At 67.6% G+C, this 22,231-nt stretch carries 18 protein-coding genes; 11 read left to right on the top strand and 7 right to left on the bottom strand.

Translation table 11 applies throughout. The features are described 5' to 3' along the window. Window positions 1-38: 38 nt before the first annotated feature. Window positions 39-1,454, bottom strand: coding sequence for a circularly permuted type 2 ATP-grasp protein (locus tag WS49_RS04875; protein WP_059450610.1), 1,416 nt, complete (start codon window positions 1,452-1,454; stop codon window positions 39-41). Between the two features lie 796 nt (window positions 1,455-2,250). Between WS49_RS04875 and WS49_RS04870 the strand changes: the two genes are divergently transcribed. Next, a complete protein-coding gene (locus tag WS49_RS04870) occupies window positions 2,251-3,228 on the top strand; it encodes a LysR substrate-binding domain-containing protein (RefSeq protein ID WP_059524969.1) in 978 nt (325 codons plus the stop codon). 28 nt (window positions 3,229-3,256) lie between these two features. Here the strand turns inward: WS49_RS04870 and WS49_RS34825 are convergent, their stop codons facing one another. Beyond that, window positions 3,257-3,472 (bottom strand): hypothetical protein, encoded by a 216-nt coding sequence (locus tag WS49_RS34825; RefSeq protein ID WP_156441345.1) that lies wholly within the window; start codon window positions 3,470-3,472, stop codon window positions 3,257-3,259. Window positions 3,473-3,878: 406 nt separating this feature from the next. Between WS49_RS34825 and WS49_RS04865 the strand changes: the two genes are divergently transcribed. The 9 genes from WS49_RS04865 to WS49_RS04825 all read left to right on the top strand — a co-directional run bounded on the left by WS49_RS04865 (window position 3,879) and on the right by WS49_RS04825 (window position 16,123). Continuing rightward, on the top strand, window positions 3,879-4,301 hold the full coding sequence (locus WS49_RS04865) for a hypothetical protein (RefSeq protein WP_059525671.1): 423 nt from the start codon (window positions 3,879-3,881) through the stop codon (window positions 4,299-4,301). A gap of 75 nt (window positions 4,302-4,376) precedes the next feature. Then, the gene (locus WS49_RS04860) at window positions 4,377-5,135 is read left to right on the top strand and encodes a hypothetical protein (protein ID WP_059524967.1); all 759 of its coding nucleotides are present in this window, start codon (window positions 4,377-4,379) and stop codon (window positions 5,133-5,135) included. 103 nt (window positions 5,136-5,238) lie between these two features. Next, window positions 5,239-8,037, top strand: a complete 2,799-nt coding sequence (gene pgaA, locus WS49_RS04855) for a poly-beta-1,6 N-acetyl-D-glucosamine export porin PgaA (protein WP_059524965.1) — start codon at window positions 5,239-5,241, stop codon at window positions 8,035-8,037. A 15-nt stretch (window positions 8,038-8,052) separates the two neighbouring features. Then, window positions 8,053-10,146 (top strand): poly-beta-1,6-N-acetyl-D-glucosamine N-deacetylase PgaB, encoded by a 2,094-nt coding sequence (gene pgaB, locus WS49_RS04850; RefSeq protein WP_059524962.1) that lies wholly within the window; start codon window positions 8,053-8,055, stop codon window positions 10,144-10,146. Further along, window positions 10,143-11,414: a poly-beta-1,6-N-acetyl-D-glucosamine synthase gene (gene pgaC, locus WS49_RS04845; protein ID WP_059524960.1), complete on the top strand. Its 1,272-nt coding sequence runs from the start codon at window positions 10,143-10,145 to the stop codon at window positions 11,412-11,414. Before pgaB ends, pgaC begins: the two co-directional genes overlap by 4 nt. Next, on the top strand, window positions 11,392-11,880 hold the full coding sequence (locus WS49_RS04840) for a hypothetical protein (protein ID WP_059524958.1): 489 nt from the start codon (window positions 11,392-11,394) through the stop codon (window positions 11,878-11,880). The genes pgaC and WS49_RS04840 overlap by 23 nt, the downstream gene beginning before the upstream one ends. A gap of 118 nt (window positions 11,881-11,998) precedes the next feature. Next, window positions 11,999-13,822, top strand: coding sequence for a glutamine--fructose-6-phosphate transaminase (isomerizing) (gene glmS / locus WS49_RS04835; RefSeq protein WP_059524957.1), 1,824 nt, complete (start codon window positions 11,999-12,001; stop codon window positions 13,820-13,822). Next, the gene (locus WS49_RS04830) at window positions 13,822-15,120 is read left to right on the top strand and encodes a hypothetical protein (RefSeq protein ID WP_082725474.1); all 1,299 of its coding nucleotides are present in this window, start codon (window positions 13,822-13,824) and stop codon (window positions 15,118-15,120) included. The genes glmS and WS49_RS04830 overlap by 1 nt, the downstream gene beginning before the upstream one ends. A 166-nt stretch (window positions 15,121-15,286) precedes the next feature. Beyond that, window positions 15,287-16,123, top strand: a complete 837-nt coding sequence (locus tag WS49_RS04825) for a c-type cytochrome (protein WP_059524955.1) — start codon at window positions 15,287-15,289, stop codon at window positions 16,121-16,123. Between the two features lie 21 nt (window positions 16,124-16,144). Here WS49_RS04825 and WS49_RS04820 read toward each other — a convergent pair whose 3' ends face one another. From WS49_RS04820 to WS49_RS04810, 3 genes are read right to left on the bottom strand one after another with little or no spacing between them, the layout of a single operon-like run. Further along, window positions 16,145-17,401 (bottom strand): Zn-dependent hydrolase, encoded by a 1,257-nt coding sequence (locus WS49_RS04820; RefSeq protein WP_059524953.1) that lies wholly within the window; start codon window positions 17,399-17,401, stop codon window positions 16,145-16,147. After that, window positions 17,394-17,933 carry an L-2-amino-thiazoline-4-carboxylic acid hydrolase gene (locus tag WS49_RS04815; RefSeq protein WP_059525667.1) on the bottom strand — a complete coding sequence of 180 codons (540 nt, stop codon included), beginning with the start codon at window positions 17,931-17,933 and terminating at the stop codon, window positions 17,394-17,396. The genes WS49_RS04820 and WS49_RS04815 overlap by 8 nt, the downstream gene beginning before the upstream one ends. A 17-nt stretch (window positions 17,934-17,950) precedes the next feature. Further along, the gene (locus tag WS49_RS04810; RefSeq protein WP_059524951.1) at window positions 17,951-19,117 is read right to left on the bottom strand and encodes a branched-chain amino acid ABC transporter substrate-binding protein; all 1,167 of its coding nucleotides are present in this window, start codon (window positions 19,115-19,117) and stop codon (window positions 17,951-17,953) included. A 177-nt stretch (window positions 19,118-19,294) separates the two neighbouring features. Between WS49_RS04810 and WS49_RS04805 the strand changes: the two genes are divergently transcribed. Further along, window positions 19,295-20,188: a LysR substrate-binding domain-containing protein gene (locus tag WS49_RS04805; RefSeq protein ID WP_059524948.1), complete on the top strand. Its 894-nt coding sequence runs from the start codon at window positions 19,295-19,297 to the stop codon at window positions 20,186-20,188. A 21-nt stretch (window positions 20,189-20,209) separates the two neighbouring features. On the opposite strand, the gene WS49_RS04800 is transcribed toward WS49_RS04805, so the two are convergent. Both WS49_RS04800 and WS49_RS04795 read right to left on the bottom strand, forming a co-directional pair. After that, window positions 20,210-20,911, bottom strand: a complete 702-nt coding sequence (locus WS49_RS04800; protein ID WP_059524946.1) for an aspartate/glutamate racemase family protein — start codon at window positions 20,909-20,911, stop codon at window positions 20,210-20,212. A 15-nt stretch (window positions 20,912-20,926) separates the two neighbouring features. Next, complete coding sequence (locus WS49_RS04795) at window positions 20,927-22,231, bottom strand: dicarboxylate/amino acid:cation symporter (protein ID WP_059524944.1); 1,305 nt, start codon at window positions 22,229-22,231, stop codon at window positions 20,927-20,929.

The following is a 22,231-nucleotide window of genomic DNA, read 5'->3' as shown; positions in this document are numbered from 1 at the left end:
TTCGCGCGCCGGCTGCGGCGCGCGCGGTCGTGCCCGGCTCAGTCGGCCAGCACCCAGGTGTCCTTGGTGCCGCCGCCCTGGCTCGAGTTGACGACGAGCGATCCCTCCTGCAGCGCGACGCGCGTGAGCCCGCCCGGCGTGATGCGGATCCGGTCCGACACCAGCACGAACGGCCGCAGGTCGACGTGGCGCGGCGCGAGGCCGGCTTCGGTCAGGATCGGCGTCGTGGACAACGCCAGCGTGGGTTGCGCGATGTAGTTCGCGGGACGCGCGCGCAGCTTCGCGGCGAACGCCTCGAGTTCGGCCTTCGATGCGCACGGGCCGACCAGCATCCCGTAGCCGCCGGAGCCGTGCACTTCCTTCACGACCAGTTCGTCGAGATGGTCGAGCACGTATTTCAGGCTGTCGGCCTCGCCGCAGCGCCAGGTCGGCACGTTCTCCAGCAGCGCCTTGCGGCCCGTGTAGAACTCGACGATCTCCGGCATGTACGAGTAGATCGCCTTGTCGTCGGCGATGCCGGTGCCGGGCGCGTTCGCGATCGTGATGTTGCCGGCGCGGTAGACGTCCATGATCCCGGCCACGCCGAGCACCGAATCGGGGCGGAACGTGAGCGGATCGAGGAACGCGTCGTCGACGCGGCGGTACAGCACGTCGATCGGCCGGAAGCCTTCGGTGGTGCGCATCGCGACGCGGCCGTCGACCACCTGCAGGTCGCTGCCCTCGACGAGGTGCACGCCCATCTGGTCGGCGAGGAACGAATGTTCGTAGTACGCGGAATTGTGGATGCCGGGCGTGAGCACGGCGATGGTCGGGTTGTCGGCGTTGCCGCCCGGCGGGCACACGGCCGCGAGCGACTGCCGCAGCATCTGCGGATAGGTCTCGACCGGGCGCACCTTGACCTGCTGGAACAGCTCGGGGAAGAGCTGCATCATCGTCTCGCGGTTTTCCAGCATGTACGACACGCCCGACGGCGTGCGCGCGTTGTCCTCCAGCACGTAGAACTCGTTCTCGCCGGTGCGCACGATGTCGACGCCGATAATGTGCGTGTAAACGTTCCCGGGCGGCCGGAAATCGATCATCTCCGGGATGAACGCCTCGTTGTGCGCGATCAGATGCTTCGGCACGATGCCGGCGCGCACGATCTCCTGGCGGTGGTAGATGTCGTCGAGGAACGCGTTGAGCGCCATCACGCGCTGCTCGATGCCGAGCGACAGCCGGCTCCATTCCGCGCCCGAGATGATCCGCGGCACGATATCGAACGGAATCAGCCGCTCGGCGGCCTGCGCGTCGCCGTACACGGCGAACGTGATGCCCGTCCTGCGGAACACGCCTTCCGCGTCGTGGGCCTTCTGGGCGAGGCTCGCGGGGTTCTGCGTGTCGAGCCACTGCTTGAGGCGCGCGTAAGGCGCCCTCACCATGTCGCCGGATTGCAGCATTTCATCGAATGGCTTCATCGATCTTTTCTCCATCGATCGTTTTCCCCGGCATTGCGCATGCCGGACCGGCGTACTGACTGCCTTGCAAGGAACGTGCCTTGCGATATTCCCTCAGGTTCCCCCTTTTTGTCGCACGGCCGGCACGCCCCCGCGGCACGCCGCACCACGATGGTGCGATGCGCTCGGCGCAGGACGCGCCAGAGGCGTGCCATGCCCGCGCACGGCCTCTGCTGCACCGCGCCTGTCGAACATAGTTCCCCCGCGTGTCACGACTGTGCAATCTGCACTGCACCAATCCTTCCCCTGGCGGCGCGCCTTCGCGACTCTCGGCGCTGCCGGCCTGCAGCGGCGCCGCGCCTGCGTCGGCGCGGCTTCCCCGTCGCCGTGCGATCGCCCGCGCCCCGCCACCTTCCCGCCCGGCCTTGCCGCATCGCAGCGAACCGCGACGCGGCATCGGCGAGTCATTGCGGCGGCCCGCCCTGCACCGCGACGGGGATTGCGCCACATCCTTCGGTTGCCCGGGCGGAATAGCGGAAAGGCGAGCCGGCGCGCGCGGATGCGCGGCCGGCCCTGGGGGGAAGTACCGTCTGCGGCAAGTCGGGCAGTTCGACGCGGTGAACTAACCGGTTAGCCGGGTCCGGCACCTCAACCGTATGTAGCCGTAATCCCGCCGACAACGCCCATGCATATTTCGACTAACACCAATCGAAAAAAAACATCGGCTCCGATGCGCGAGGCGCGGTACGCTACCAAACCGGTTCAGTGAAACGGCGCCGCCGCCTTCCGGCGCCGACTATAAAAAGCGAAGATCAACATGGAAGCAAAGTGGCTGGAAGATTTCCTGAGCCTTGCGGATACCAAGAGTTTTTCCCGGGCCGCGCGTCATCGGCACCTCACGCAGTCGGCATTCAGCAGACGAATCGCCGCGCTCGAAACATGGATGGACGCGAAGCTGGTCGACCGCAGCATCAACCCGATCGCGCTGACGCCGGCCGGGCAGATGTTCCGCGGGCTGGCCGCGGACATCCTGCGCAGCATGTATGCGGCACGCAACCTCGTGAACGGCTACGACCAGTTCGCGGCAAGCGACCAGGTGGTGCGCTTCGCGGTCGCGCATACGCTCGTGTTCACGCTGTTCCCCGAATGGCTCAAGCAGTTGAACGGCGAAGTCGGCCACGTGACCGCGCGCGTGAACGCGGTGAACGTGCCCGAAGGCGTGCAGCAACTCGTCGAAGGTGAATGCGATCTGCTGCTCGGCTATCACCATCCGCAACTGCCGATCGTGCTCGATCCGAACCACTTCCCGTTCGTCACGCTCGGCGTCGAGCGGATCCTGCCGGTGTCGACGCCCGATGCGCGCGGCAAGCCGGTATTCGAACTGCCCGGCACGCCGGACGCGCCGCTGCCGCTCCTCGCGTATTCGTCGGGCGCGTTCCTCGGGAATGTCGTCGAGATGCTGCTGCTGAACGCGTCCGAATCGTATGCGCTGCATCGGTGCTTCGAGACGCACATGTCCGAGGCGTTGAAAGGAATGGTCGTGGCCGGGCACGGCATCGGCTGGCTGCCCGAAAGCTGCGTGGCGAAAGAACTCGCGGATGGTTCGCTCGTTCGTGCGGGCTCGGCGGACTGGATCACCGAGCTCGAGATTCGCCTGTACCGGTCGGCCCGCAAGCGCGGGCTCGCGGCCGAGCAGTTGTGGACCTACATCATGAACCGCCCGCGCGTCGCGGCCGAGCCGTCGATCGAGCCGGCCGTGCGCATCGCGCGCCGCAGCGCCGGCGGCAGCCGGTAACACCCTCCACCGCCCCTCATCGCCCGATTTACCGGCGCGCCGCGTGGCTGCAATCCGCGCGGCGCTCCGGTATTTCATGTTCGCCGTCGCGAAGCATTTTTCGATCCCGTTTCGTCTTCAATATGCGTTCCGCACGCTCGATCAATTCCACGATACCGCCAAACGTTTGCGAATCCGAATGAATTGCCGACTTGGATAACGGAAATACCCTGTTACACAACATATCAAAAGTTTCGATTTTCATGTAACGACAATCTCGCCAAAAACGTCATACCAGCCCTTTCGATTTAGCTGACCTGTGCTCCAGGATTCATCGTGATGCGCCGATGACAGAGGCAAGTCTTCCTTTTATCAGTCGTTATTTTTCGGCACAAAGTTCGGTACCACTTACGTCGGAAAATTGCGAAATGGTCATCGCTACCGGCGAGCAAATTTCATGTTCGGCAATATCGACTTTGTTCAGCGCTGATCCATTTCGTCGAATGAGTACCAATCCTATTTAAATAAGACATTTAAAGCATGTCCCATTCGGGCCACACGCGATTGTTTGTTCAAAACCCATCGTGTATCAATAGCATGTCGCAAAAAGAACGTCGCTAATTTTCAAATCGGAATAAATGCGCTGTCAGCGATTTCGGATGGAGGTTGCAATGTCTTCCTCGTTTGAACAGCATGCTCGCCCGCTCCTCGGCATCGTCGTATCCGCACTCTGCATCAATGCCGCGGCACAGACCCAGCCCCCGGCACCCTCGTCCGACGCCGAGGCCGGCCGATACATGATTTCGTACATCTGCGGTGATGCCCGAATCGACGGTACGGCACCGCTTCCCCCCGATGGTCGCCCTTACAACCTCGGCGTGTCGTTCGTATCAGGCGCGAACGGGCAACCGCTGTCCAACGTGCAGGTGCGGCTGCGACGGCATGGCCGCGTGCTCGTCGAATTCAAGGCAACGGGGCCGCGCTGTCTGTTCAGCGTGCCCGATGCAAGTTACCGGGTCGAGGGCACCTATCAGGGCTCGACCCAGTTCGCGGTCGTCGAAACGGGCGCACTCACCACGCAGTTGCGGTGGTGAGCGTCGGTTGAATCCGCGTGGCGATGGCACGTGCTCGCGCCGTGCATTGCAATCCGTCGAATCGAGGAGGACTGAATGACTCGTGCAGAACGACCGGACGGCTCGCCCGTCCGTCAGTCGAAGCCCGCCTGGGGCCCCGGAAAGAGTGCGGCACTCAGCATCATTGCGTTTGCCGCGATCTTCGGCGGCTTCGCGTACGTCCAGCGGGACGCGGGAGTCGGCCATGCAACCGTGACGCACGACATCGCCGGCATGATCGGCAGCACCGTCGGAAAGTATCGCAACGCCATTGCGGCCGCGACGGCCGACGCCTCCCGCGCGGCATCGACCGTCGCGCAGGCCGAGCCGGTTACGCCTTCCGTGCCGGGAACGCCGCATGCGTCGGCAACGTCTGCCGTGTCGGCCACGGCGGCGCCGGCCGCGTCGCCACGCACGACTGCCCGCGCCGCCGCGAAACACCCGCACCCCGCGCATGTGCCGCCCACGACGCTCGCGGCCAACGCGCTCGCCGCATCGGCCGGCGATCGCGCGGCGCGGCCCGGCGACACGCACCGCACGTCACGTTCGCAGGCGCTCGCAAGCACGAAAAAACACACCGACCCCGCGCCGCGTCGTCAACCGCAATCGTATCTCGCCGACTCGCCGCACATGGAGGCCACCAGCGTCACGCGCGACGAACTGGAAGGCGCGCGCGCACTGGCCCGGGCGCGCTGGTGCGCACGGATCGACGAATGGAATTGCGTGGAGCAGAACGCGAGCCGCGCGCTCGCCATCGACCCGAAAAACAGCGAATCGCGCGCGCTGCTTGGACAAGCGATCCGCAACCGCCTGTGAAGCGGCCGGATGCCGCCGGGCCTCGCTGCCGGCGGCACGACGACCGGCGACGCGCGTCGTCGGGCGTGCAACCGATGTGATCGTTTCAGAGTGAGGAGACATCGTGGCTAACAATCGTAGGCAACAATGCACCACCGCCGCTCCGCCCAACCGGCGGATCCTCCTGCATGCGCCATTGCTGTTGCTGCTCATCGCGTCCGGCTCCTGTCTTGCCGCCGAAGGCGACGCGGCCCCGGGCGGCGCGAGCGAAATCGCCGGGACGCGCGGCGCGACGGGTGCGCTGCCGCCCGACATGCAACCGACGGCGGCGTCGCTGGGAATCGCCCAGGGTCGGAACGCCGTGCCCCCGCAGGCGCCGACGCCGATCGCGCAGGCATCGGATGCGTCGATGCAGCTCGCGCAGGCGTCGGACCCGCCACAGCAAGCGATGCCGATCACCGTCGTGGTGGACCCCAACGTCGCCCAGCCGAGCGAACCGGCGGCACCGGGCGCGCCGATCCAGATCGCCCAGGCGACCGATACCGCACCGCCGAGTACGCCGCCACCGATCGAGCCGACGTCGAGCGCCCCGATGCAGCCGGCCCAGGCATCCGACACCGCTCCGTCAAACACGCCGGCACCCGTCGCGCAGGCATCGGACGCGCCGATCGGCGTCGCCCAGGCCGCGAACCCGCAGCCGCCCGACACGCCGGCGCAAACTACCGCGACAACGTCCGGCACACCTGCGTCCAGTTCGCCCGCGCCGGTCGCGCAAACACCGGAGCCGCCGCCTCAACCCGCGCAGGCCGCAACCCCCGCGCCCTCGACCGCGCCGACGCAAACCGCGCAGGCCTCCGGCACCCCGATGCCGGGCTCGCCCGCGCCCGTCACCCAGACACCGGGCTCGCCGCCCCCGTCCTCCGTGACGCCGAATTCACAGACGCCCGGCGCCCAGCTGCCCGGCGAGCAGACGCAACGATCGCAAGGCCCCGACGTCGAAGCGCCGAATGCCCAGATGCCGAATCTGCGTACCGCCGACGTCGCGACGGTGCGCAACGACGTGTTCGGCCTCGCGGCGAGCGGCGGCGCGATCCAGGCGCTCGAGGAAGCGAAGGCACGGCCCGATGCGTTCTCCGCCGTCGACGTCGCGCAGCTGGAGGAACTGGCGATTCGCCAGCAGGTGCGCGGCGGACGCGACAAGTCGCGCTCGATGACGAGTTCCGACCGCTTCGACGGCCTCGACAGCGCGCTGCACGCCGCGGACGACCTCGACAAGCGGATGCCGGCCACGCCCGAATATTCGCCGGTCAGGACGGCGCTCGCGGGCGACCGCACCGTCGCCTACGCGGCGCGCGGCGACATGACGAAGGCCGTCGCGACGTTCGAGACGATTCCGTCCGACGCGGAGATCTCGATCGACGCGCTGGCAGCCGTCGGCGACGCGTACCTCTACCTGAGCGAACCGGCCAAGGCGAACGGCGTGTACCAGCGCGCGCTGAAGCAGGCGACCGCCGCGCCGACGGACCGCGCAACCCGCGGCTTCCAGTACGGTGCACGCACGCGTGCGATCGAACTGCGCGAAGGGCTGTTCTGGTCGTACGTCGACCAGGGACGCGCGGCGGACGCGAAGCAGGTGCTCGACGACATCGGCAAGTCGCTGCCGCCGGCCAAGGATGTGCGCAACTACGGTCCGGAAGAAAGCGACTTTCTGCGTTACTACCGGCTGCGCGCGCAATACCTGATTTATACGGGCCGCGTCGACGAAGGGATCGCCGCGCTCGAGCAGCTCGAGCAACAGGTGCCGTTCAATGCGGAGGTCCGTGCCGCGCATGCCGACGCGGTGTCGGGCCAGGCGCATCCGCGCCAGGCGATCGCGATGTATCGCGCTTCGCTGACCGACCACCCGGACAGCGTCGAGATGCTCGCGGGCCTCGGCCGCGCGGCGCTCATGGCGGACGACTACGCGACCGCGAAGTACGTCGACCAGACCGTGGACAACGTATTTCCGGACAGCGGCGCCGTGCGCGGTTTCAAACGCGACTACAAGGCATACCGCAGCCCCGTGTTCACGACCGACCTGAGTTTCGAGCACGGCAACAGCGCGCTGGCCGACAACAGCTTCACGTCGGACAGTTATGTGTACTCCCAACCATTCGGCGACAACTGGCGCGTCTTCTCGCACACGTTCTTCGGCCATGCGCAGACCGACTCCGGCAGCGTCAGCCGCACGCGCACGGGTGTCGGCGGCGACTACCGGCACGGGCCGCTCACCGTGCAGGGCGAAGTCACGCGCTCGTTCGGCGCGGACGGCCGGACCGGCGGCCGCGGATCGATCGCATACGCGCTGAACGACTACTGGACGGTCAGCGCCGGGCTCGATACCAACGACAACTCGCTGCCGTGGAAGGCGTATGCCGCGCACATCTGGGGCCGCTCCGCGAACGTCTCGGTCGTGTATCGGCAGAACGATCGTCGCGAGGTCAAGCTGAACTACGGCGTGAGCCGGTACAGCGATTCGAACCTGCACCAGGAAATCACGGCAATCGCCACGCAGCGCGTGTACACGTCCGCCAATCAGCTCGTCAACGTATCGCTGGACCTCGGCACCGACAGCAACACGCGCCACGACGCGCCCTACTTCAGCCCGAGCCGCGATTACGCGGCCGCGGCGACCGTCATGCACCAGCTGACGCTGTGGAAGAAGGGCGACATGTCGCTGCAGCAGCGCGTATCGGTGTCGGGCGGCGTGTACAACGAGCGCGGCTTCGGCACCAGCCCGCTGTGGAGCGCGCGCCTCGAGCACGCGTGGACGTTCAAGCACGACATCACGCTGAGCTATGGCGTCGAGGTCAGCAGCCACGCGTACGACGGCCAGCGCGAGCGCTCCGAAACCGGCTTCCTGTCGGTCAACCTGCCGTTCTAGCAAGGAGATCGCGCAATGCAAACCAGACGGACCTTCATGTGCGGATGCCTCGGCACGTTCGCCGCCTGTTCGCTGTTCCCGGGCGTGTCGAACGCCCGGATGATCGACCTGCTGCCGCCGTCCGATCCGGCCGACGGCAAGACGTTCCGCGTGATCTGCCTGCACGACGTGCGCGACAACCTGATGGCGTCGTTCTCCTCCCCGTCGGCGATGGTCGACCCGTTCGCGGTCGATACCGGCACGCTGACCGCGATCTTCTCGTGGCTTCAGACCAACAACTACCACACCATCACGGTCAAGCAGATCGAGGAATCGCGGCACGGCGGCAAGCCGCTGCCGCCGCGCGCGGTGCTCCTCACGTTCGACGACGGCTACCGCAGCCACTACACGAAGGTGCTGCCGCTGCTCGAGCGCTTCAAGTATCCGGCCGTGATGGGCATCGTCACGGCGTGGATCGATGCGCCGCCGAATGCGCCGATCCGCATCAGCGACAAGATCCAGGTGCCGCGCGACTACTTCATGTCGTGGGAGGAGGTGCAGAAGGTCGGTCAATCTCACCTCGTCGAGCTCGGCTGCCACACCCACAACCTCCATCACGGCGCGGTCGCGAATCCGCAAGGCAACGAATTGCCGGCGACCACGTCGCACCTCTACCTGCAGAACGAGAAGCGCTATGAAACCGACGCCGAATTCGAAGCGCGCGTGCACGACGACCTTCAGACATGCGTGCGGCAGATCCGCGAACGCACCGGCATCGTCGCACGCTCGATGGTGTGGCCATACGGCGCGGAAAACCAGCCCGTGCGCAAGATATCGACGTCGCTCGGCATGGACATCCAGTTCAGCCTCGATGCCGGCCCGAATACGCCGGACGTGCCGCTGGACCGGCTGAGGCGGATCCTGATGATGTACGACGTCGACATCGGCGGGTTCGAGCGCTCGATGCGCGAGCCGGCATCCAACCGTGGCGACGTCGACGTGCCCGAGCGCATCGTGCAGGTCGATCTCGATCAGGTCTACGATCCCGATCCCGCGCGGCAGGAAGCGAATCTCGGCAAGCTGATCGAGCGCATCTACCGGATGCAGCCGAAATCGGTGTACCTGCAGGCCTATGCCGATCCGAAAGGCACGGGCGTGGCCGAAGCCGTGTATTTCCCGAACCGGCACCTGCCGATGCGCGCCGACCTGTTCTCGCGCGCCGCGTGGCAGCTCAACACGCGCTCCAACGTGCAGGTCTACGCATGGATGCCGGTGCTCGCGTTCCGGCCGCCGCCGGACAAGCATCAGGGGCTCGAGGCCGTCAGTGCATACGGCGGCGCGCCGGCCCGCGAGAACGGCACGCGCGTGTTCCGGCTGAGCCCGTTCGATCCGGAAGCGCGGCTGATGATCCAGCAGGTCTACGAGGATCTCAGCAAGCACGCGTCGTTCAGCGGCATCCTGTTCAGCGACGACGCCGTGCTCGACGACTACGAGGATGCGGGCCGACATGCGCTACGAACCTATTCGCAGTGGGGGCTGCCGGCCGACGTCGGCAAGATCCGCGAGAACCCCGACCTGATGAAGCGCTGGACGCGCCAGAAGTCGCGCTACCTGATCGACCTGACCCGCCAGCTCGAGCAGATCGTGCTCGCGCACCAGAACGTGGGCGACGTGCTGACCGCGCGGAACATCTTCGCGATGCCGGTGCTCAAGCCCGAGTCGGAAGCGTGGTACGCGCAGAACTACGACGATTTCCTTGCCACCTACGACTACGTCGCGCTGATGGCGATGCCGTACATGGAACAGGCGAAGGACCCCGAGGGCTGGCTCGACCAGCTCGTGCGCACCGTCCGTACGAAGCAGCGCGGGCTGCAGCGCACCGTGTTCGAACTGCAGTCGTACGACTGGCACGCGCACAAGGACGTGCCGGCCCGCACGCTGCTCGCTCAGATGCGGCGGCTGCGCAGCGAGGGCGCGGTGAATTTCGGCTATTACCCGGACAACTTCCTGAACGGCCAGCCGGAGCTCGACGCGATGCGCGACGTGATGTCGCTGAAGTCGCGGCTCGATCCGACCTCGATCAACGCGCTGATGCAGATGCAGCATGCGCAGGGAACCAAGACGCCATGACCACCCACAGCATCATCCAGCGCCTTCAGGATTTCGTCTTCTACTATCCGTTCTTCATGTCGTATCTGTGGATGATCGGTGGCGTCGTCCATTACTTCCTGCTCGAGGAAGGCCGCGAGCTGTCGACGCGCACGATCGCGGCGAGCGGAATCCCGAAGATCTCGATCGTCGTGCCGTGCTTCAACGAAGCGGCGAACGCGCGCGCCGTGATCCGCCACCTGAACGCGATGGACTACCCGAACTACGACATCATCGCGGTCAACGACGGCAGCAAGGACCGCACCGGCGAGATCCTCAACGAGCTGGCCGTCGAGATCCCGCGGCTGCTCGTGATCCATCACGCGCGCAACGAAGGCAAGGCGGTCGGGCTCACCACCGCGGCCGCGGTATCGAACGCGGAATACCTGCTCTGCATCGACGGCGACGCGCTGCTCGCGCACGACGCGATCGGCTGGATGCTCGAGCATTTCCTGACCGATCCGGGCGTCGGCGCGGTCACGGGCAACCCGCGCATCCGCACGCGCACGTCGCTGCTGGGGCGCATGCAGGTCGGCGAATTCTCGTCGATCGTCGGGCTGATCAAGCGCACGCAGCAGGTGTACGGCCGCATCTTCACGGTATCGGGCGTGATCACGATGTTCCGCAAGACCGCGCTCGCCGATGTCGGCTACTGGAGCTCGGACATGCTGACCGAGGACATCGACATTAGCTGGAAGCTGCAGTGCCGCGACTGGCGCGTCGTGTACGAGCCGCACGCGCTCAGCTGGATCCTGATGCCCGAGACGCTGAAGGGGCTCTACCGGCAGCGGCTGCGCTGGGCGAAGGGCGGCATCCAGGTGCTGCTCAAGTACGCGGGCACGCTCGCGCGACCGACGCAGATGATGATGTGGCCGCTGTTCGTCGAGTACCTGATCGGCATCGCGTGGGCCTATTCGATGTCGTTCATCCTGCTGCTCGCGCTGATCGACGTCGTCTATCCGCTTCCGCAGACCTGGCATGTGTCCGTGGTGCCGCACTGGCACGGGATGCTGCTGGTCGCGACCTGCATCCTGCAGCTGATCATCGGCAGCATGATCGATCGTCGTTACGACGAAAAACTCCTGATGTATTTCCTTGACACCGTCTGGTACCCCGTCGCGTTCTGGTTGATCAGCATGGTCACCACCGTCGTCGCCCTGCCCGCCGTCGTATTGCGGGGCCGCGGCAAGCGCGCCGTTTGGGTCAGTCCCGACCGAGGCATTCAACATGAAGAACGCACCGATTATTGACCTTTCCCTGCGCGCCCCGCGCGAACTGATCGCCGAACGCGGCGGCATCGTCGGGCCCGTGCTCGTCGCGTGGTTCCGCCTCGTGCGGCCCGCGCTGGTCGGAGGTGTGTGGGCATCGATCTGCATCTATACGTACCGCTACCTGCTGCCGTTCAACCAGGCCGAGATGCCGATCGAGCAGATCGTGTTCTACGTGACGAGCATCGCGCTGATCGCCGGCACGATCGTCACGTGGCTGATCGCGGGACGTGTCGTGCACCCCCTCGCGTACCGGTTGCGCGTCTCGAAGATGCTGCGGCGCTCGGCCAGCGTGAAGATGCGCTCGCTGCCGCCGACCGCGCTCGCGGGCGCCCGCCGGCGCGGCGCGCGGCGCACGTCGCGCATTCTCGTCGCGTCGCACGATGCGAACGGCTCGATCTCGGGCATCGAATGGATCGCGCACGCGGGACCGCAGCCCCGCGAATAGGTCACCGGAGACGTGCCGCGCCGGACGCGACGCATGCCGCGCGACGCGACACCGCTCCCGGATTCGCGCCGTCGCATGTCGTGCGCCGGCCTGCAACTTCCTGTAGACGAGGTGAATCATGTGCGGAATCGTCGGAGCAAGCGGCCTGAACAATCAGGTGCCGCAACTGGTCAATGCACTGAGCCGGCTCGAGTATCGCGGTTACGACTCGTGCGGCATCGCCGTGCTGCGTGACGGCCGCCTGCGCAGCGAACGCACGCTGCGGCGCGTGGCGGACCTGCAGGACCGCGTGCTGACGCTCGGCCTCGAAGCGCAGACGTGCATCGCGCACACGCGCTGGGCGACACACGGCGCGCCGTCGGAAATGAACGCGCACCCGATCATGTCGGGCGACACGATCGCGGTCGTGCACAACGGGATCATCGAAAACCACGATGCGTTGCGCGCCGAACTGCGGGAGCGCGGTTACACGTTTCGCGGCGAGACCGACACCGAGGTGATCGCGCATCTGATCCACAGCATGTATCGCGACGACCTGTTCGATGCCGTCACCCGCGCGGTCAAGCGGCTGCACGGCGCGTACGCGATCGCCGTGCTGAGCGCGCGCGAGCCGCAGCGGCTCGTCGCCGCGCGCGCGGGCTCGCCGCTCGTGATCGGCATCGGCGCGGACCAGAACTACCTCGCGTCCGACTGCGCGGCGCTCGGCGACCTGACCGACCGCTTCGTCTACCTGGAAGACGGCGACGTCGCGCTGATCACGCCGGAACGGATCGACGTGGTGGACGCGATCGGGAGCGAGGCACAGCGTCCGCTATGCCTGGTCAAGGCACGCGACGACGACGCCGCGCTCGGCCCGTATCAGCACTTCATGCAGAAGGAAATCTTCGAGCAACCGAAGGCAATCGCCGCCACCATCGACGGTGTCGACACGATCTCGCCCGCGCTGTTCGGCGGCAGCGACAGCACGCGCGCGCTGCTGTCGAAGACCCGGAGCGTGCTGCTGCTCGGCTGCGGCACCAGCTACTACGCGGGCCTGACCGCGAAATACTGGCTCGAGGGCATCGCGGGCATTCCGGCGCAGGTCGAGATCGCGAGCGAATACCGCTACCGCGACACCGTGCCCGATCCGCGCACGCTGGTCGTCGGTATTTCGCAGTCCGGCGAAACCGCCGACACCATCGGCGCGATCGAGCGCGCGCGCGCGATGGGCCAGGATATGTCGATGGCGATCTGCAACGTGGCGACCAGCTCGATCGCGCGCGGCGCGCCACTCAGCTTCCTGACGCGGGCCGGCATCGAGCTCGGCGTCGCATCGACCAAGGCATTCACGACACAGCTCGTCGCGCTGTTCGTGCTGACGCTGACGCTCGCGCAGCAACGCGGCCGGCTCGATGCGGCGCATGTCGCGATGCACCTGAAGAAACTGCACGAACTGCCGGATCGCATCGCTCACGCACTCGCGCTGGAAACGCAGATCATGGGCTGGGCCGCGAAGTTCGCGCGCACCGAGAACGCGCTGTTCCTCGGGCGCGGCATTCACTACCCGATCGCGCTGGAAGGCGCGCTGAAGCTCAAGGAAGTCTCGTACATCCATGCGGAAGGCTATCCGGCCGGCGAACTGAAGCACGGCCCGCTCGCACTCGTCACGAGCGCGATGCCGGTCGTCACGATCGCGCCGGACGACCGCCTGTTCCAGAAGCTGAAGTCCAACATGGCCGAGGTGCGCGCACGCGGCGGGCGGCTGTACGTGCTCGCGGGCCATCATCTCGAGATCGACGCCGACCGCGATACGCACCTGATCCGCGTACGCGAATCCGGGGACGCGCTGTCGCCGATCGTCAATGTGATCCCGTTGCAGCTGCTCGCGTATCACGTCGGGTGCGCGCGCGGCGCCGACGTCGACAAGCCGCGCAACCTCGCGAAATCGGTCACCGTCGAATGATGCGACGGCCGGTCGCGACGCCGATCGCCACCGTGCGCGCCCATGCGGGCGCGCGCGCCGCCGCGTGGCGTGTCGCGACCGTGCTCTGCGGCGCGTGTTGCGCCATCGCGGCACCGTCGCACACGTTCGCCGGCCCGCCGGTCGTGCATACCGTCACCGTGCAGGCGCCCGCGTCGCCGCAGGACAGCGGCGACCCGCGGCGCTTCATGCACGGAATCGGTGTGGCCGACGCCGGCGACGGCCGGCGCTGGGTGTTCTTCAGCAGCTCGGGCATCGCGCCGCGCGGCGCGCTGCGCAACGGCAACTGGCCGCACGACGTGTACGTCGGCGAATGGCTGCCGGGCAAGCCGCGCCTGCTGCGCGTCCGCACGTTCATCAGCCGTCCGGAAGCGCAGGAGCCCGTATCGATCGCGCAGAATCCGCGCGGCGACATCTTCGTCACGTTCGAGGACGGCTGGAACACGCCGCAGGAGGTCAGCCAGCGCTACGGCGTCTATCGGCGCGACCTGAAGCCGATCAAGCCCTACCCGAACGACGTCGAGGCGGGCGGTCACTCCGGGCATGTCGCCGCGGTGGGCGAACGCTTCGTCGTGTTCTATTCCGCCGACTGGATCGACGGCGGCGGCGTCGACAACCTCGGCACCGGCAACGGCGTCTACGTGAAAACCTACGATGCCGACGGACGCGTGCTGAATCACGTGCCGGTCGCGCCGCACCGCCGCGAATGGTGGCCCGTGGTCGCCGGCTCGCCGCACCGCGCGCTGCTCGTCTGGCAGAAATACATCGAAGGCAGCACGGACGCGACGCTCGAATACGCGATGTTCGATCCGGTCACGGCGAAGCTCGACAAGCTCGGGCCGCTGAGCGACGCGATCCAGTACTACGTGTATTCGTCCGCGTACGTGCCGGCGATCGACCGCTTCGTCGTCGTCACGACGACGGCGGACAACCGCGGTGTCGCGATGCTGATCGACCCGGACGGCCGCCGCCTCGCGACGCTCGACTGCCTGCCGGCGTCGGTGCGGGAATCCGGAATCGGCGTCGACGGCACGCATGCGTATGTGCCGACGCGCGACGGGCGGCTGCTGACGCTGGCGCTTTCGGCAACCGGCATGTCGGTGAGCGGCGCGCAGCGCTCGCCGATTCCGTGGGGCTCGACCGGCATCGCCGGGTTCGCGGCACGCGGCGGCACGATGCATTTCGTGTCGCTGACGCCGTCCGGGACGCGCGAAGCCGATTTCGATACGGCACGGGAAGCGCCTTTACCGAAGACCGACGCGCAGTGTCCGACACATTGACGGCGACGCGAACGGGACCGGACCGACACCGCCGCCCCGTGTAATTGCGCCGATCCCCCATCGAATTCGCCAGCGACGCCCGTACCGGCTAGACTGTCGCCCGATTCCATCCATCGGCCGCGCGCTCGCCTTTCTGCCGCCGCCGGAACGCCCCCACGGAGAACGAATGCTGAAGCGCCGGTGGTTTTCGCTGTTGCTGGTGACGGTGTGTCTGATCGCGACGCGCGCGTCCGCGCAGGGCTCGCTCGAACTCGAGACCGACGGCACGCCTCGCGTGCTGACGCGCCAGGCGCTGCTCGCGCGCGCCGACGCGACGGACATCCACGTGCCGCGCGACATCGCGTACGGCCGGCCGATGACGTTCCGCGCGGTGCCGTTCGCCGCCCTGCTCGGCGACACGCCGCTGCCGGCGGACGGCGTGCTCGAAACGCGCGCGGCCGACGGTTTCGCCGCGCAACTGCCGCTGGATCTCGCGCGCCGCCGTGCGCCGGCCGGCGCCGTCGCGTGGCTCGCGATCGAGGACCCCGCGCATCCGTGGCCGAAGCTGCCGGGCAAGCAGGTCAGCGCCGGGCCGTTCTATCTCGTGTGGCTCGGGGCGGATGCATCGTCGGTGCGCGGCGAGCAATGGCCGTATCAGATCGTGCGCATCACGATCGAATCGTCGCCGCTCGCGCGCTGGCCATCGCTCGCCGTCGATCCCGCGCTGCCGGCGAACGATCCGGCCCGCGCGGGCCAGCGCCTGTTCGTCACGCAATGCCTCGCGTGCCATCGCCTCGACGGCGCGGGCAGCAGCCAGGCCGGCCCCGACCTCAACGCGCCGATGAATCCGGTCGACTACTTCCAGCCCGCCGCGCTGCGCCGCTACATCCGCAATCCGGCATCGGTGCGCGACTGGCCGGGTCGCGTGATGCCGGCATTCCCGCCCGATCAGTTGAGCGACCGGGAGCTCGACCAGATCGTCGCCTACCTCGCGTTCATGGCGCGGCACAAGTCGGGCAAGTAAGCCGCGCCCGTCACGCGCGCATCACGCGCCCGGTTCCTGCGCGCTTTGCAGCACCGCGCGCAGCAGCACGTCGGCGCCCGCCGCCGACCATTCCGGCGTGATCGCCTCGGCCTCGTTGTGGCTCAGCCCGTCGACGCACGGCACGAAGATCATGCCCGTCGGCGCGACGCGCGCGATGTAGCACGCGTCGTGACCCGCACCGGAAACGATGTCCATGTGCGGCAGCCCGAGCGCCTGCGCCGCATCGCGCACCGCGTCGATGCAGCGCGGTGCGAACGGCACCGGCGGGTACGTGAAGATCTGCTCGATCCGCGCACCGAGGCCGGCGTCGGCCGCGACGCGGGCCAGTTCCGCACGCAGCGCCGCGTCGAGCTCGTCGAGCACCGCATCGTCAGGATGACGAAACTCGACCGTGAAGAAGCAGCCGCCCGGCACCGTGTTGCGCGAATTCGGCCGCGCCTCGATCATCCCGACCGTCGCGCGCGCGTGCGGCGCATGGCGACGGCCGAGCGCATCGACGAATTCGATCATCCGCGCGGCACCCACCAGCGTGTCGCGCCGGAATTCCATCGGCGTGGTGCCCGCGTGCGCGTCGACGCCCGTCAGCGTCACCTCGTACCAGCGCTGCCCCTGCCCGGCGGTCACGACGCCGATCGTCTTGCCGGCGCGTTCGAGAACAGCGCCCTGTTCGATATGCAATTCGTAGGCGGCATGCACCGGATAGCCGCCGACAGGCTCGGCGCCCGCGTACCCGATCCGCGCGAGTTCCTCGCCGATCGTCCTGCCCGCGCCATCCGTTCGCGACAGACCGTATTCGAGCGGATAGACGCCCGCGAACACCCCGGCCGAGATCATCGCCGGCGCAAAGCGCGAACCTTCCTCGTTGGTCCAGATCACGACGTCGATCGGACGCTCGGTCTCGATGCCCGCATCGTTCAGCGCACGCACGACCTCGAGGCCGCCGAGCACGCCGTAGATGCCGTCGTAGCGGCCGCCGGTCGGCTGCGAATCGGCGTGCGAGCCCGTCATCACCGGCGCGGCATCGGGATGGCGGCCCGCGCGGCGCGCGAACACGTTGCCCATCCGGTCCACCCGCACCGTGCAGCCGGCATCGCGCGCCCACTGCACGAACAGGTCGCGCGACTCGCGGTCGAGGTCGGTCAGCGCGAGACGGCAGACGCCGCCTTTCGGCGTCGCGCCGATTTGCGCCATCCGTTCGAGCGACGCCCACAGCCGCGCGCCGTCGACGCGCGGCGCATCCGCGAAATCGTCACGCATTGCCGGCCTCCGGGGCGCCGACCTGCGGCGCCGCCCGCAGCGCATAGCGGAAATCGCAGCGCGTGCCGCCCTGCATGATCGTGCTCGTGCGCGTCAGCGCGATGCGCGGGTCGTAACCCTCGATGAAATAGCTGTCGCGCGCGCAGCTCAGCAGGTGGCCGATCTCGCCAAGCCCCATCGCGTGATACATCTCCGCGTAGCTGCAGCGATGCACGTCGTAGTCGTAGTGCGCGTCGTCCGCGCGATGCACCTCGACGTCGAGCGCATCGTCCTTCTCCCACAGCACCTGCAGCGCGATGAACGATTGCACGCTCGTGCCGTCGGGCTCCTGCGCCGCGAACGTGCGGCCCGCGTCGACGGCCGCGCCGCGCACGGCTTCCGCGATCACGGCCTGCGCGCGCTCGGCGCCGAATTCGCGCTTCATGACCTCGTAGATCGGCTTGATGATTTCCGCTTCGATGCGGCGCCGCGCGAGGATGCCGAGGCGCGTGTCCTCGGGTGCCGCCGTGGATGCGTGTGTCGTGTCGGTCATGGGATTCGTCTCCGTCGTCATTTCGTTGCCGGGTGCGCGCCGCCGAGCACGTCGACGACGGTCCACTTGCCGCCGCGCACCTGGTAGATCGTGAATGCCGGGTCCTTCAGATTGCCTTCGGCGTCGAACGCGACCCGGCCGGTCACGCCGGGCCGGTCGATCGCGCGCACGGCCGCGACCAGCTTCGCCGGCTGCGTCGTGCCGGCCTTCTGCGCGGCCGCGATCAGCGTGGCCGCCGCGTCGTACGCGAACGGCGCGTGCAGTTCGATCGGCGCGTGAAAGCGTGCGCGGTACTGCGTGTCGAACGCCTTGCCGCCCGGCATCCGGTCGAGCGGCAGGCCCGGTTCGAGCGCCGTCACGCCGTCGCCGTCCTTGCCCGCGAGCGACAGGAAGGTCTGGCTCACGAAGCCGCCGGCGCCGAGCAGCGGCGCGTTCACGCCGAGCTGGCGCATCCGGCGCGCGATCGGCGCGGCCTGCGCGTCGAGCCCGCCGAAGAACACGAGATCCGCGCGCTTGCCCTTGATCGCGGTCAGCACGCCGCTGAAGTCGGTCGTCTTGTCGTTCACGTACTGGCGATCGACGATCGTGCCGCCGTTCGCCTGCACGCCCTTGATGAACTGGTCGGCCAGCCCCGCGCCGAACGACGTGCGATCGTCGATCACCGCGATACGTGTGGCCTTCAGCGTCTTCACCGCATAGGCGCCGGTGAAGTTGCCGCCCGCATCGTCGTGACCCATGATGCGGAACGCCGTCGCGTAGCCCTGCTGCGTGTACGGGTGGCCGGTGGACGCCGGCGCGATCTGCGGAATGCCGGCATCTCGATAGACGCGCGACGCCGGCACGCTGCAGCCCGTGTTCCAGTGACCGACGACGCCGATCACGTGCTGGTCGACGAGCTGCTGCGCGACCGCGACGGCCGTGCGCGGATCGGATTGATCGTCGGCCGCGACGAGCTTGTAGACGACCGGCTTGCCGCCGATGCTCGGATGCGTCGCGTTCGCGTCGTCGATCGCGAGCTGCGCACCGTTCTGCAGGTCCTTGCCGATCCGCGCGGACGGGCCGGTGAGCGGCGCGGCGAGACCGATCAGGATCGTCTGCGGCGCGGACTGCGCGAAGGCGGGAACGGCGGCGATCAGCGTGGCCGCGGAGAATGCGAGGCTGGCGGGAAGAAAAGCGATTTTCATGTGCGGGGATCGGGGACTCGAATCAAAACATGAAAAATATTAAATATTCAGCTCCAACACCCCAAATACTCAATTGTTGGATGCTTATGCCATTCCCGACACAATAACGTAATCGCCTGTAAATACGGGATATTTTCATGTTGTCGCTTACCCTGATTTTTCGATAAAATTCGACACATGAAAAATATCGAACAATTGCCGCACGATCCGCCGCTGCGCGCCGTCCGCGCGTTCGAGGCATTCGCGCGTCTCGGCTCGGTCACCGCGGCGGCGCACGAGCTCGACATCACGCCGTCCGCGGTCAGCCACCAGCTGCAGCTGCTCGAAGCGTTCATCCAGACGCCGCTGACCGTGCGCGAAGGCCGGCTGCTCGCGCTCACCGACGAGGGGCGCGACTACTACCGCTCGATCAGCGCCGCGTTCTCGGTGCTGCGCAGCGCGACGCGCTTCGTGCGCGATCGGACGTCGCTGCGGCAAATCACGATCAGCCTGATTCCGCTGCTCGGCATCGGCTGGTTCATTCCTCGGCTGCACGCGTTCCTCGCCGACAACACCGATGTCGACGTGACCGTGCTGTATGCGCATCACCGCAACTATCGAAGCGACGCGTCCGACCTGTCGATCCGCTTCGGCACCGGCGACTGGCCCGGCTACCGCTGCGAGCGGCTGCTGCCGGGCGCGATGGTGCCGATGTGCAGCCCGTCGTTCCTGAAGCGCCACGGGCCGTTCCGCACGCCGGCCGATCTCGCGCGGGCGCCGCTCGTGCACGACGAGGATCGCAGCACCTGGGTCAACTGGCTGCAAGGCGCCGGCGTGCGGCACGTGTCGCACGCGGTGGGGCCGATGTTCGAGGACGGGCAACTGACGCTGAGCGCGGCGCGCGCGGATCTCGGCGCGGCGCTGCTGCGCCCGCCGCTGGTCGAGCGCGAACTGGCGAGCGGCGAACTCGTGAAGCTGTTCGACCATGCGCTCGACGACGGACGCGACTACTACCTGTGCACGCGCGAGGATACGGACATGCCGGACGGCGCGAGACGGCTGGCGGAATGGCTCAGGCGGATGGCTGCATAAGCGCGCGGGCCCGCCGTTGCGTCACACCGCCCGCCCCCATCCGCGCGCGACCGCATGGGCGACCGTCGCGCGCGCCAGCTCCTGCGTGCTGTCGATCAACGCGAACGGTGCATCGCGCAACGCGCGCGCCGCGATCGGAATTTCCGTGCAGCCCATCACCGCCACGCCCACGTCCCGTCGTACCAGCGTCGCGAGCGCGCGCGTCAGGCACCGCACCGACGCGTCGATCTTCCCCGCCTTGACCGCCGCGATGCACGCGGCGATATCGCGCTGCGCGGCCACGCCCGGCATCACCGGCTCGAAACCGCGCGCACGCAGCGCCGCCTGGTAAAAGCCCGACACCAGCGTGCCGCCCGTGGCGAGCACCGCGACGCGCCGCACGCCAGCCGGCAACGCGGCCACCGACGCATCGACGATATGCAGGATCGGCGCCGCGCTGCGTTCGCGCAGCGGCGCATACCAGTGATGCGCCGAATTGCACGGAATCGCGATCACGTCCACGCCGCAGCCGTTCAGCAGCGCGATGCCATCGAGCAGCGCCGGCAGCGGATCGGTCCCGCCGCCGATAATCGCGCGCGAGCGATCGGGCGTTCGCGTCAGGTTCGCGACGATCATCGGCAGGTGCTCCTGGTCGCAGCGTGCGCGTGTCAGGCCAATCACGCGATGCATGAAGTCGACCGTGGCCAGCGGCCCCATTCCGCCCAGTACGCCGACGAGTGCCATGACGCTTCTCCTCCTTCACGCGCGCGGCGGCCGCGCGCAGATCGCGGATACGACGGCCGAGTTGCCGATCACCAGCAACAGCGTCCGCAATATTTCGCAGAACGGATCGATCGCCGCGAACAGCACGAACGCGGCCTCGAACGGCAGGTGCAGTGCCGCGCACACCATGCCGGCGAGCGACACCGTCACGACGCCCGACGTGCCGGTCGACGCGAATCCGGCCAGCACCGATGCGACCAGCACGACGCAAAGCTCGCCGGGGCCGAGCGATCGTTCGTAGAGTTGCGCGACGAACAGCGTCGCGCTCGCGTAATAAACCATCGGCCCGACGCGCAGCAGCGACACGGCAAGCGGAACGACCAGTTCGACGCGCGCACGGGCGAAACCGAAGCCGTCGGCCAGGCACTCGATCATGCTCGGCATGCAGGCCACGCTGCTGCGCGTGGCGAGCGCCATCGCGAACGGCGTGCGCAACCCGGCGAGCGTCTCGGCCAGCGTCGCGCCCGAGCGTTTCCAGATCACGACGATCGCGGCCGCGATCAGCACGAGCGCGACGACGGCGAACGCGGCGACGAAGCGGACCATCGCCTCGAGCGGCCCGAACCCCGACGTGCCGATCTGCGCGGCGCCGCCGCAGAACAGCACGATCGGCGTCGGATACGCGAGCCAGTGCATGATTTTCTGACACGTGAAATAGACGGTCTCCAGCGTCTGGCTCAGCGCCGCCGAGATGCTCGCCGGCACGCGTCCCGACGCGAAACCGAAGAACAGCGAGAACACCAGCGCCTTCAGCGTGTCGCCGCTCGCGAGCGCCGCGAAGAAGTTGCCGGGCACCAGCGCGATCAGCATGTCGGCAAGGCCCGACGATTTCTCCGCGGGATCGGTGCCGTACAGCGTCATCACGGTGTCGCTCGCCGCGCTGTCGCTGCCGACCAGCGCGCCGAAGGCCTTCAGCGTCGCGTTCGACAGATGCTCGCCCGGCCGCATCGCGACCAGCACGACCGCGCCGACCGCCACGACGAACACCGACGCGCAGCCGAAGGTCGCGATCACGCGCATCACGAGATCCGACGCGCTGCCGTCGCGCAGCAGCCGCTGCAGGCTGAAGATCACGGCGGCCGTCATGAACGGCAGCGCCGTCATCTTCAGCAGGCCGACGTATACCTGGCCCACATAGTCGAACTTCGGCGCGGCGGCCGGCCACAGCACGCCCGCCACGATCCCGAGCGCGAGGCTGCCGAACACCGTCAACGGATGGATCGCGAACGCATGCAGCCGCTCGATGCGGGGCATGATCCTGATGTTCTCGTTCATGTTCAT

Origin of the sequence: Burkholderia sp. RF7-non_BP4 (assembly GCF_001521935.1) — a bacterium.
Taxonomy (GTDB): Bacteria; Pseudomonadota; Gammaproteobacteria; order Burkholderiales; family Burkholderiaceae; genus Burkholderia; species Burkholderia diffusa.
This window is presented reverse-complemented; position numbering and strand designations above follow the sequence as displayed.

Bases quoted from the DNA above. Each gene is read 5' to 3' on its own strand.
- pgaB (WP_059524962.1), top strand. From the start codon at position 8,053: ATGCAAACCAGACGGACCTTCATGTGCGGATGCCTCGGCACGTTCGCC.
- WS49_RS04815 (WP_059525667.1), bottom strand. From the start codon at position 17,933: ATGACCGACACGACACACGCATCCACGGCGGCACCCGAGGACACGCGC.
- WS49_RS04870 (WP_059524969.1), top strand. From the start codon at position 2,251: ATGGAAGCAAAGTGGCTGGAAGATTTCCTGAGCCTTGCGGATACCAAG.
- pgaC (WP_059524960.1), top strand. From the start codon at position 10,143: ATGACCACCCACAGCATCATCCAGCGCCTTCAGGATTTCGTCTTCTAC.
- WS49_RS04840 (WP_059524958.1), top strand. From the start codon at position 11,392: ATGAAGAACGCACCGATTATTGACCTTTCCCTGCGCGCCCCGCGCGAA.
- WS49_RS34825 (WP_156441345.1), bottom strand. From the start codon at position 3,472: ATGAAAATCGAAACTTTTGATATGTTGTGTAACAGGGTATTTCCGTTA.
- WS49_RS04810 (WP_059524951.1), bottom strand. From the start codon at position 19,117: ATGAAAATCGCTTTTCTTCCCGCCAGCCTCGCATTCTCCGCGGCCACG.
- WS49_RS04860 (WP_059524967.1), top strand. From the start codon at position 4,377: ATGACTCGTGCAGAACGACCGGACGGCTCGCCCGTCCGTCAGTCGAAG.
- WS49_RS04805 (WP_059524948.1), top strand. From the start codon at position 19,295: ATGAAAAATATCGAACAATTGCCGCACGATCCGCCGCTGCGCGCCGTC.
- WS49_RS04825 (WP_059524955.1), top strand. From the start codon at position 15,287: ATGCTGAAGCGCCGGTGGTTTTCGCTGTTGCTGGTGACGGTGTGTCTG.
- WS49_RS04795 (WP_059524944.1), bottom strand. From the start codon at position 22,231: ATGAACATGAACGAGAACATCAGGATCATGCCCCGCATCGAGCGGCTG.
- glmS (WP_059524957.1), top strand. From the start codon at position 11,999: ATGTGCGGAATCGTCGGAGCAAGCGGCCTGAACAATCAGGTGCCGCAA.
- WS49_RS04800 (WP_059524946.1), bottom strand. From the start codon at position 20,911: ATGGCACTCGTCGGCGTACTGGGCGGAATGGGGCCGCTGGCCACGGTC.
- WS49_RS04830 (WP_082725474.1), top strand. From the start codon at position 13,822: ATGCGACGGCCGGTCGCGACGCCGATCGCCACCGTGCGCGCCCATGCG.
- WS49_RS04865 (WP_059525671.1), top strand. From the start codon at position 3,879: ATGTCTTCCTCGTTTGAACAGCATGCTCGCCCGCTCCTCGGCATCGTC.
- WS49_RS04820 (WP_059524953.1), bottom strand. From the start codon at position 17,401: ATGCGTGACGATTTCGCGGATGCGCCGCGCGTCGACGGCGCGCGGCTG.
- WS49_RS04875 (WP_059450610.1), bottom strand. From the start codon at position 1,454: ATGAAGCCATTCGATGAAATGCTGCAATCCGGCGACATGGTGAGGGCG.